The organism is Stenotrophomonas maltophilia (assembly GCF_013464485.1).
Taxonomy (GTDB): domain Bacteria; phylum Pseudomonadota; class Gammaproteobacteria; order Xanthomonadales; family Xanthomonadaceae; genus Stenotrophomonas; species Stenotrophomonas maltophilia_AW.
Genome location: NZ_RAUX01000001.1, coordinates 222,671 through 234,379 on the forward strand (window position 1 = coordinate 222,671; position 11,709 = coordinate 234,379).

At 67.6% G+C, this 11,709-nt stretch carries 4 protein-coding genes; 2 read left to right on the forward strand and 2 right to left on the reverse strand.

All coding sequences use genetic code 11. The features are described from left to right. Positions 1-263: 263 nt before the first annotated feature. Positions 264-6,347: a CshA/CshB family fibrillar adhesin-related protein gene (locus tag D7Y61_RS01025; RefSeq protein WP_180864600.1), complete on the forward strand. Its 6,084-nt coding sequence runs from the start codon at positions 264-266 to the stop codon at positions 6,345-6,347. Beyond that, positions 6,344-10,033, forward strand: a complete 3,690-nt coding sequence (locus tag D7Y61_RS01030; RefSeq protein WP_180864601.1) for a hypothetical protein — start codon at positions 6,344-6,346, stop codon at positions 10,031-10,033. The genes D7Y61_RS01025 and D7Y61_RS01030 overlap by 4 nt, the downstream gene beginning before the upstream one ends. Before the next feature lie 65 nt (positions 10,034-10,098). Here D7Y61_RS01030 and D7Y61_RS01035 read toward each other — a convergent pair whose 3' ends face one another. Beyond that, positions 10,099-10,458, reverse strand: coding sequence for a response regulator (locus D7Y61_RS01035; protein WP_180864602.1), 360 nt, complete (start codon positions 10,456-10,458; stop codon positions 10,099-10,101). Next, positions 10,448-11,611, reverse strand: coding sequence for a two-component system sensor histidine kinase NtrB (locus tag D7Y61_RS01040; protein WP_430543686.1), 1,164 nt, complete (start codon positions 11,609-11,611; stop codon positions 10,448-10,450). Before D7Y61_RS01040 ends, D7Y61_RS01035 begins: the two co-directional genes overlap by 11 nt. Between the last annotated feature and the right edge of the window lie 98 nt (positions 11,612-11,709).

Here is an 11,709-nt window from a genome sequence, read left to right on the forward strand (position 1 = left end):
GTTGCGGTGCGGTATCGTAGTCGCTTAACTTCATACCTGACCAACGGGTCCAGGGACGGTTGTAGTGGCCATGGAGCCGGCAGAACGTGCAATGCGCGTCGCCAGCCTGAAGAGCTCGTCCCAGGCGACCCACTGAACAGCGGCTCCTATGCGGGCCGACCGGGGAAATCACCATGTGGCAGTCGACGACGTCGCGCATTCGCGCGGGCGGTGGATGCGTTCATCCCAAGAAAACCCAGCAGTGCGCGCAGCCAGGTCGCTGGATGGCACTTGGCCTGGTGTTGTTGTTCCTGATGGGCGCGCCCTCGCTGGCGTGGGCGGCCGCGTATGCGACCGGCGGCAGCAGCCCGTATCGCAACACGGTGTTGTGGTTGACCTGGGGCGGCGGTGCCAATGGCGTGAACAATGTCGTGCTCAACGATGGCGCCACGTCGTCCATCGACATGCCGATCGCGGCGGGGGTGAACCTGCGCGTCGACTGCCGGTTGAATACGGCCGAGACCAACGTGCTGCGCAGCTATCGTCCCGGCAACTTTGGCGGTGACAGCCTCGACGATCTGTACAACATCGGCGGTACCGGCAGCAGCAACCAGCTGATTGCCGGCATCGCGCGTGCCAGCGGTACCTCCAGCTTCAGCATCACCTGTACGTCGACTCTGGGCGGCGCGCCCTACCGTCTGCGCGGCGTAGTGATGGCCGACGCCGAGTCGATCAACAACAGCGGCGAGTTCGTCGAAGCCAGTGCGCAGGGCACCTGGAACGTGGTCGAGGTCCGCAAGAACCTGGCCAATGCCACGCCCTATCTGGTGAACAAGTCGACCAGCGGCGCCAACCAGGTGATCCGCTTCGGTCCCGGCAACGACGACAACACGGCGGCGGTCACCTTCCTCAGTTTCGACAACGGCGCACACGCGCCGGGGAACCTGGCGGTGAACATGGGCTTCTCGATGCGCGGCGGCGGTACCACTGCCATCGCCATCGGCCTGCTGGTGCCGTATGCCGACTTCGGTGATGCGCCGGCCAGCTATGGCGACGCCATGCATGTGGTGGACGACCTGCAGTTCCGCTCCGACGGCATTCCGGCCGGCGCCAGCAATTTCAATATCAACACCGCCGGCTACACGCCCGGTGGCCTGGCGCCGCCGCTGACCGACTTCCTCGGCAGCCTGGGCCCGGATACCGAACAGCGCAGCAGCTACAGCGCCGATGCACTGGGCGACGACAACTCGCCGGTGGCGGGCAGTCGCGAGGAGGACGGGTGGCCAGGCAACTACCGGTTGACCGTGATGCAGGCTGGTACGTTGATCAACCAGCCCGTGGCCTGCGTAGGCAACGGCAGCGTGGCCGGCTGGATCGACTTCAACCGCAACGGCCAGTTCGATGCCAATGAGCGCAGTACCACCGCGCTGTGCAGTGGTGGCCAGGCCAACCTGGCGTGGACCGTGCCGGCGGTGGTCAGCGCAGGCACCAGCTATGTGCGGCTGCGCTATGCCACCCTTGCCACGCAGATCCAGAACCCCACCGGCGTGGCCGATGACGGTGAAGTGGAAGACCACCGGGTCATCATCACCGCGCCGTCGCTGAAGGTGGTGAAGGGCAACAACGCCACTGGAGGCGTCTGGAACTATGGTCAGGCGGGCACCACCTATACCCTGACCGTAAGCAACACCACCGATGTGCCGACCGGCAATCCGCCGAACGTGCCGGCGGGTGTGATCACGGTTCGTGACCAGCTGCCGGCCGGGATCGTGCCGAACTGGACGGGTGTCCATGTGAGCGGCAGCTGGAGCTGTACCGCCAGTGGCCAGGACGTGACCTGCACCAGCAGCCAGGTACTGGCCGCCGCCGGCAGCGCCGGCGCCAGTTCGGCCTTCACCCTTCCGGTAGCGGTCACCGCTGCTGCGACCGGCGTGCTGACCAACCATGCCAGCGTGGGCGGCGGCTACGATCCCTTCAACAACGGTAATCCGCCGGTACCCGGCAGCAGCTGCACCGACGTTGACCACTGCACGCGCAGCGATGTGACCGTGCCGGTGACGCGCGTCAGCTACGCCAAACGTTCGAACACCGCCGGCCCGGTCGCGGTAGGCGCGACCGTGAGCTACACGGTGGATGTCACCGTGGCTGACGGCAACACCCGCGATGTGCTGACCTTCACCGACACTCAGGGAACCGGCCTGGATTTCGCCAGCGTCAGCAGCCCCGGTGCATTTACCTGCAACGCGGCCAATCCGCTGGTGTGCACGCTGCCGGCCGGAACCGCGCCGGGCACCTACAGCCTGAGCTACTCGGCCACGGTCAACGCCCAGGCCAGTGGCCAGGTAGTCAACACCGTGGTCGGCACGGGTACGGACACACCCATCTGCAGCAGCAACTGCACCACCACCACGCCGGTGGCGGTACCGCGTGTCTCGGTGTCCAAGGCCAGCAGCACCGCCGGCCCGGTTGCCATCGGTGACAGCGTTGCCTACACCGTCACCGTGCTGGTGGCCGATTCGCGCACCACGGCGGTCACCACGCTGACCGATACGCTGGGCACCGGCCTGGACTTCGGCAGCATCACCAGCGCCGGCAGCTTCAACTGCGTGCCGGGCAATCCACTGGTCTGCACGCTGCCGGCCGGTACCGTGCCGGGCAGCTATGCGTTCTCCTACACCGGCGTGGTCAACGCGCAGGCCAGCGGCCAGGTGCGCAACGCGGTGGTGCCCAGCGGCACCGACAATCCATCCTGCGTGGGGGCCTGCGATACCACCACGCCGATGGCCTCTGCGCAGGTGGTCTATGCCAAGCAGGCGTCCACCGGTGGGCCGGTACGGGTGGGTGACCGCATCGACTACACCCTGACCGCAACCGTGACGCGCGCGCGCGCCAGCGCCGTTGTCACCCTGACCGATACCCTGGGCAGCGGCCTCGACTTCGCTGGCGTCAGCAGTGCAGGCGTTTTCACCTGCAACGCCGCCAATCCGCTGGTCTGCACGCTGCCGGCCGGCACCGTGCCGGGTACCTACAGCCTGACCTATGGCGCCATCGTCAACGCGCAGGCCAGCGGCAGCGTGCGCAATGCCGTGCTCGGCAGCGGCACCGACAACCCGTCGTGCAGCGTGAACTGTGACACCACCACCCCGGTGGCGACGCCGGGCGTGAGCTACGCCAAGTCGGTGAACAGCACCGGACCGGTCGCGGTGGGTGATCGCCTGACCTATACCCTGACCACGGTAGTGACCAACTCGCGCACCACCGATGTGGTGACCCTGACCGATACCCTGGGCACCGGCCTCGACTTCGATGCGGTCACCAGCGCCGGCGGCTACACCTGCAATGCCGCCAATCCGCTGGTGTGCACCCTGCCGGCGGGAACCGTGCCGGGCAGCTACAGCCTGACCTACACCGCCGTGGTGAACGCACAGGCCACCGGCCAGGTCACCAACGCCGTGCTCGGCGGCGGTGGCGACAACCCGTCGTGTACCGCCAACTGCGGTACCAGCACGCCGGTCACCGGCAGCGCGATCGACTACCGCAAGACCTCGGCTGCGGCGGGTGCGGTGAAGGTGGGTGACAGCATCGCCTACACGCTCACCGCGGTGGTCAGCAACTCGCGCACCACGGCGGTGTTCACCCTGACCGACACGATGGGCCCGGGCCTGGACTTCGGTGCGGTGACCTCCAGCCAGGGCTTCAGCTGCAATGCTGCCAACCCGCTGGTGTGCACGCTGCCGGCCGGCACCGTGCCGGGTACCTATACTGTGGATTACACCGCGCAGGTGAACGCGCAGGCCAAGGGCAGCGTGAGCAATGCGGTGGTGGGCAGTGGCACCGGCGTCACGACCTGCACCACCAACTGCGGCACTACTACGCCTGTGCTGTCGGCGGTGGTGACCTATCGCAAGCAGTCGAGCACCGTCGCTCCCGTCGGTGTCGGCGATGCGGTGGATTACAGCGTGGAAGTGACGGTCGCCAATTCGCAGACCCTCGATACGCTGACCCTGACCGATACCCTGGGCACGGGCCTGGACCTGCAGTCGGTCACCCAGCCGGGACCGTTCACCTGCAACGCCAGCAATCCGCTGGTCTGCACGTTGCCGGCCGGTACGGCGCCGGGCACCTATACGCTGGGCTACCGGGCGCTGGTCAATGCCCAGGCCAGTGGCAGCGTGCGCAATGCCGTACTCGGCACCGGCGGTGACACGCCCACCTGCAGCGGCGACTGCAGCACCGAGCACGCATTGGCCGAACCGCGCGTGGTGCTGGAGAAGCAGTCCGGGCCTGCCAGCGGCACCGAGGTGCGGCCGGGTGACCGCCTGCGCTACACGCTGGTGGCCACCGTCGAGCGCGCTGCGCTGCGCGGTCCGCTGCAACTGGTGGATACGCCCGATGCGGGCTTGAGCATCGAAAGCCTGCCGGCTGGATGCGTCCAGCAGGGGCCGGAGATCGTCTGCACGCTGCCGGCGGGTACCTCGATCGGCCGCCACGAATTCGTCTATCAGGCCGTGGTCAACCAGGAGGCCCGCACCGAGGTGCTGAACCGCCTGCGCGGGCAGTATCCGGATGGCTCGCCGCCGCCGGACTGCACCACCTGCGAGACCCGCCACAAGGTGGTGTCCGACTTCGCCCTGCGCATCACCAAGACCGCCAGCCCGCGCCGGGTGAAGGTGGGCGACCTGGTGCGCTACCAGCTGGTGGTCGAGAACGTGGGCGGCAGCCACTGGCGCGATGGCGTGGTGGTTGACACCCCGCCGCCGGGCTTCAGCTACGTGGATGGCTCCATGCGCGTGGCCGACGATGACGGCGCATTCGCGCTGGCCAGCAGCCAATCGCCGCTGCGCATCGGTGCGGTGGACATCGCGGTGGGTCGCAGCGCCACCATCACCTACCTGTTGCGGGTGGGCGCCGGCGTGCGCGCGGGCAACCACGTGAACCAAGCCGTGGCCACGGCTGATGATGGCGGTCCGCTGTCGAACATCGCCACCGCCGAGGTGGCGATGGATGCCGATCCGTTGCTGGAAGACAGCCTGGTGTTCGGCACCGTGTTCGACGATCGCGACGGTGATGGCTGGCAGGACAGTGCCGAGCTGAGCGGCGTGCGCGTGCAGGGCGGATTCGCTGCTTCGGTCTATGTGCCCGGCTCGACCACGCTGGACCGTGGCGACGGCCCGCAGCCGCTGGCCGATGCCAGCGCGCCGCTGCTGCACGGGGTGCAGATCGGCGTGGTGCATGGCCGCGCGTCGACGTCCGACACGGTCGAGGCCCACCAGGTGGTGCTGCGCCAGCGCCTGCGCGAACTGTCCTTCAGCGATGACTTCATGCTGGAAAGCGCGCAGGGCCATCGCCTGCGGATGGACGCGCAGGGCGCCACGCGGGTGGAACGCAGCGGTGATGCCGGCAAGGGTCTGACCGCGGCCGAGCCGACCGTACGCCGCGAAATCGCCCGTGTCGCCGAGGGCTACGAAGTGGCTTACGTGATCGGCAACGAGGGCATCCAGGAGCAGGGCATCCCTGGCGTACGCCTGGCGACGGTGGAAGGCCTGCTGGTGGAGACCGATCCGTTCGGGCGCTACCACCTGGCTGACGTGCACGGTGGTGACGCGCGCCTGGGCCGCAACTTCATCATCAAGCTGGACCCGGCCACGCTGCCGGCCGGTGCCGGACTGACCACCGAGAATCCGCTGCTGCGTCGTGTTACACAGGGCGTACCGACCCGCTTCAGCTTCGGCGTGCGCCTGCCGCCATCGCCGCAGGCGGGCGCCGAGCGCATGGAAATCGCGTTGGGCGAGGTGCTGTTCGCGCCGCGCAGCAGCGAGCTGCAGGCCAGCTACCGCCCGGTGCTGAAGAAGATGGCCGACGTGGTCGACCGCTACCAGGGCGGCGACGTGGTGATTGCCGCCAATGGCGAAAGCCAGGCACTGGCCTTCGCCCGTGCTGCGGTGGTGCGTGATGCGCTGCAGGCCGAGGTGGCCGAAAGCGCGCGCGCCGGGCTGACCGTTCAGTTGCGCACCGATGTGCGTGATCCGCACTCACTGCTGGCCGGTGTGGATGCCGGTGGCGCGCTGCTGGGCAACGTGCTGTTCGACACCGACAAGGCCACCGTACGCGACGAGTTCAAGCCGCTGTTGGCCGCCATCGCCGCGCGCCTGGAAAAGCTGGGCGGTGGCCAGGTCAGCCTGGTCGGTCACACCGACGTGCGTGGCAGCCATGCCTACAACCAGGCGTTGGGCCTGCGCCGTGCCAACGCCGTGTTCGAGGTGCTGCGCAGCCAGCTCAGCCCTGCCGTGCAGCAGCGCCTGCGCGTCCGCAACGAGGAGAGCGCCGCCACCCGTGCGGCCGCTCGCCAACAGGAGGCACGCCGATGAGCGCGCATCACTCTGCTGCCCGCCGTGCGGCCTGCCTGCCGCGCGCTGCGCTCTACCAGGCCCTGCTGCTGGGCTTGGCCGGTGCCGTCCAGGCCGCACCGCCCGCCGCCGAACCGCCGCCGATCCGTTGTGATGGCGACCAGTGCAAGGCCCAGGGCGAACTGTTGTTCAGCCTGCGCTCGCGCAGCTACGACGAACCCGTCACCGAGGGCACCTCCGCGCGTTCCAGCTCGCAGGCCCTGCAACCGGACCGCCGGGTCAGCCTGGCGATCGATGAGCCGGGCAAGGCCACCGTGCGTGGCGAGTTCATGATCCGCCTGCCGGCAGGCGGTGCGATCTGGGCCACGGAAGATCCGGCGATGGGGCAGCCGGAACTGTCGGTCTCCGCACCGGGCATGGTCGCCTTCGACGAAGGCCGTATCGTGCGGCCGGTCGAGTTCTACGTGCGCGGCAACTACACCGCCTTCATCCAGCGCCTGGAAGTCAGTGTCTACCGCGGCAGCGACACGGATCGCGTGGCAGCACTGGCGACGTTCGAGCTGCCGGTGGCGGCGGTTGCGCAGGGTACGTGGGACGGCACCTTGCCGGCTTCGACGCCGCTGCGTCGCGGCGATCGCCTGGTCTATGTGCTGCGCGCCTTCGATGCCGAGGGCAATGTGGATGAGACCACCGCGCAGTCGATGCAGCTGGTAACGCCGGCCGAGTTCGAACGCGGCAACCAGCAGCTGCGTGACGCGTTGGAAGACCGCCGCGGCACTTCGGTGGACGCCAACCAGGCCGCGTCGCTTTCACTGCTGCAGCAGGTATTCGATGGCAACGGCCTGCGCCAGCAGAACATCCCGGTGTACGGCTCGCGGGTGCGCCTGCGTGGCCGCGACCTGCCGCTGGGGGCATCGCTGAAGATCAATGGCGACAGTTATCCGCTGGACCAGGACCGCAAGTTCGCCGCCGAGTACCTGATGCCGATCGGCCACCACGCCTTCGACATGCGCGTGGAGCGACCGGATGCGCCGGCGATCGCGCGCACGCTGGAGGTCGATGTCAGTGGCCAGTACCTGTTCGGCGTCGGCCTGGCCGACATCACCGTGTACCAGAACAAGGCAAGCGGGGCAGGGCAGGACCTGGCCCGGGGCGAGCGCAATGATGACGTGCTCAGTGACGGCCGCCTGGCCTTCTACCTGAAGGCCAAGACCCGCGGCCGCTATCTGCTGACCGCACAGGCCGATACCCAGAACCGTCCGCTGGACGAGCTGTTCACCGGCTTCACCACGGCCGACCCGCGCGACCTGTTCCGCAGCCTGGATCCGGACCTGTACTACCCGACCTACGGCGACGACTCGCTGACCCAGCGCGACGTGGACAGCATGGGCCGCTTCTACCTGCGCATGGACTGGGACAAGAACCAGGCGTTGTGGGGCAACTACAACACCGGCCTGACCGGCACCGAGTACGCGCAGTACGTGCGCTCGCTGTACGGTGCGGCGCTGTCGTGGCGTTCGCGTGGCGCCAATGCCTGGGGTGATGCGCGCAGCGAGCTGCGCCTGTTCGGTTCACAGGCCGAAACGGCGCCGGGCCACAGCGAGTTCATCGGCACCGGCGGCAGCCTGTACTACCTGCGCCATGCCAGCATCCTCAGTGGCTCGGACCAGGTGGTGCTGGAAATCCGTGACCGCACCACCGGTCGCGTGGAGCAGCGCGTGCCGATGGTGCGCGGCGCCGATTACGAGATCGACGCCCTGCAGGGCCGTATCCTGCTGACCCGCCCGCTGGCTCAGGTGAGCCGCGAGAACCTGCGCCGGATCAGCCGTGACGTGCCACTGGACGGTTACGAGCAGCGCCTGATCGTGGATTACGAATGGGTGCCGACCGGCTTCGACAGCGATGGCATCACTGCGGGCGTGCGCGGCAAGCACTGGATTGGTGATCACGTGGCCGTCGGTGCCACCTACGTGGACGAGCAGCGCGCCGGCCAGGACTATTCGCTGAAGGGCGCGGACCTGACCCTGCAGGCCGGCCGGGGCACCTATCTGAAGGTCGAGCACAGCCGCAGCGAAGCGACCAATGCGCCGGTGTTCTTCTCCGACAACGGCGGCCTCAGCTTCAGCCGCCTCAACCCGGAGGGGCCGCGCGAAGGTGAAGCGACCGCCGTCGAAGCACGCGTCAACCTGCGCGAACTGGGCTGGACCCAGCGCGACTGGAGCGCGGGCGCCTGGTGGCGCCAGGTGGACGGCGGCTACTCGGTGGGCCGCTTCGACACCGGCCAGCGCGTGCGCGAGCAGGGCGCCGAGTTGCTGGGCTACGTGACCGACGACTTCAGCCTGTATGCGCGCTACAGCGAGGCGCGGCGCGGCAACGAATCGTTGATCCAGGCCCAAGCGACGGCCGAATGGCGGATCGGCGAGAACGACCGCCTGTCGGCCGAACTGCGCCGTGTGCAGGAAGACCGTGGCCTTGGCGGCAACGTGGCTGGCGTGCTGGCTGCGGCGCGCTACACGCATCGCATCGGCACGTCGCTGGATGTGTACGGCGGCGGCCAGCTGACCGTCGACGACGACCATGGCCGCTACGCCGACAACGACGCGGTGGTGGCCGGTGGTACCTGGACCTTCGCCAACCTGTCCACCCTCGGTGCGGAAGTCTCGGACGGCGACCGTGGCACTGCCGCGCAGGTCAACGCCGAGTACCGGCTGACCCCGCAGCACAGCTTCTATGGTGCGTTCACCCAGTCCACCGACCGTAGCGAGTACGACCCACTGTTCAATCCGAATGCGCAGGATGGCTGGACCCTGGGCCAGCGCTGGCGCCTGTCTGACCAGGTCAACGTGTTCAACGAAAGCCAGTTCCTGAAATCCGGGCAGGAGTCTGGCCTGGCGCACACGTTCGGCATGGACTTCTATCCGGCGGTGGGCTGGAACGCGGGCTTCACCCTGAGCAACGGCAAGCTGGACGCCAGCAGTGGCCAGGTCGATCGCAAGGCGGTCAGCCTGTCCGGTGGTCGCACCTCGCCGGGCACCGAGTGGCAGAGCAAGCTGGAATGGCGTCGCGATACGGGCGCCGAGCGGCGCACGCAATGGGTCAGCACCAACCGCCTCAGCCATCGCCTCAATGACAGCTGGCGCATCGCGGCACGTTTCAACTACGCCGATACCGACGATGCAATCAACCCGGTGGCCGGTGCGCGCTTCATCGAGGGCAACCTGGGCTTCGCCTACCGACCGTGGGATAACGACCGCTGGGCGCTGTTCGGTCGTTACAGCTACCTGTACGACCTGTCGACGATGGGCCAGGTCAATGGCGTGGACTACGACCAGCGCACCCAGGTGCTGTCGCTGGAAGGTGTCTACCGCATCGACCAGCGCTGGGAAGTGGCGGCCAAGGCGGCGCGTCGCGAAGGCGAAGTGCGCTACGGACGTGGCACGGGGCCGTGGTTCGATTCGGCCACCAGCTTTGCTTCGGGCCAGCTGCGCTATGACCTGTACTACCAGTGGCACGGTCTGCTGGAGTATCGCCTGCTGGACGTCCGTGACGGTGGCCGCAGGCAGGGTTGGCTGGCCGGTGTCGATCGCGATATCGGCCGCAACTTCCGCGTGGGCGTCGGCTACAACTTCACCGACTTCAGTGACGACCTGACCCGGTTCGATTACACCCATCGCGGGTGGTACCTGAACCTGGTGGGGCGCTATTGACGCAGGCAGCCGAGCGTAGGCCCGGCTCTTCAGGCATGAAATGCCGGGCTACGCCCGGCGACGGGTCACTCCTGCCTGAGCAGCTGTACCAGCTGGCGCAGGCGGTAGGGCTTGGGCAGGAACTCGACCTGATCGGGCAGGGGCGGCAGCTGCGAACGCGCATAGCCGGATGACAGGATCATCCGTGCCTGTGGCTGTTCGCGTGCCACGTGCTCGCTCAGCTCGATACCGGACATGCCGTTGGGCATGCTGACATCGCTGAACACCACGTCGAAGCGGGCCTCACCCTTGAGCAGTTCCGCGGCCTGGTGGCCATCGGCGGTGGTGGCGACTTCGATGCCGAAATCGCGCAGGGCCAGGCCGATCATCTCGCGCAGATCAGTCTGGTCTTCCACCATCAGTACGCGGATCGGGTCATCGGTCATGGGTTGCTTCCTCTATTGCAGGTAGCAGCAGGCTGACCGTGGTGCCGACACCGGGCGTGGTGGACACATCGACGAAGCCGCCGCTCTGGGTGGTGAATCCGAACACCTGGCTCAGGCCCAGGCCGCTGCCCTTGCCGATGTCCTTGGTGGTGAAAAAGGGCTCGCTGGCCCGCTCGGCGATGTCGGCCGCCATGCCGTGGCCCTCGTCGCAGACGCTCAGGGKGACATAACCACGTTGCAGAGGGGTGTCCGCGTCCGGATCGAGGCGATGTTCCAGTGCAGTGCCTATCAGGATGCGGCCGCCATCGATGGTGGCTTCCACTGCATTGGCCACCAGGTTGGACAGGGCTGCCTGCAGTTGCATCGTATCGGTGCTCACCTGCGGCAGGCCCGGTGTCAGACAGGCATCCAGCACCACGCTGGATGGGCAGGCCCGCTGCAGGTCCGGCAGCCATTGCCGGACCAGCGCATTGAGGTCCTGTGGTTCACGGATCAGGGTCTGGCCGGTGCTGAACGCCAACAGCTGGCGGGTCAACAGGGCGCCACGGTCCGTGGCCGCCTGCGCAGCGTCCAGCAACTCGGCGGCGCGGGCATCGTCACCGTTCACGCGCAGCGACAACAGGTCCAGCGCATTGCCGATGGTGGTCAGCAGGTTGTTGAACTCGTGCGACAGGCCACGGCTGAGCCTGCCGACCGTCTCGAACTGCTGGGTGTTGCGCAGCGCACGCTGGGCATCGCGCAGCAGACGCTGCGCCTGCCATTGCTCGGTGATGTCACGGGTGATCTTGACGAAGCCGAGCAGCTCACCGCTGTCGATGACCGGCTCGATGACCACGCTGGCGCGGAACGACGAGCCATCGCGGCGCACGCGCCAGCCTTCGCTGGCGACATGGCCCTGCTGCGCCGCGACGCGAAGCAGGCGTTGCGGCTCGCCGGCCTCGCGGTCGGTGGCCAGATAGAAGCGTCCGAAGTGCGTTCCCACCACTTCATTGGCTGAATAGCCCTTGATGCGCTCGGCGCCCGGGTTCCAGCTGCAGACGATGCCTTCGGGATCAAGCAGGTACAGCGCATGGTCGCGCACGCTGTCGATCAGCAGTCGCAGTTGTCGGGAAGGGTCCGTCAGCACGGACGTCGTAGAGGCGGCTGCGTCCACGTGAAAATAAGTCTTACCCCTGTGAGGGACGTGAAGCTAGGCATTGAAGTGTGAAGGCTGCGTGCAGGTGTCGGCACGTGCCAATGGTCCTGTGCGGC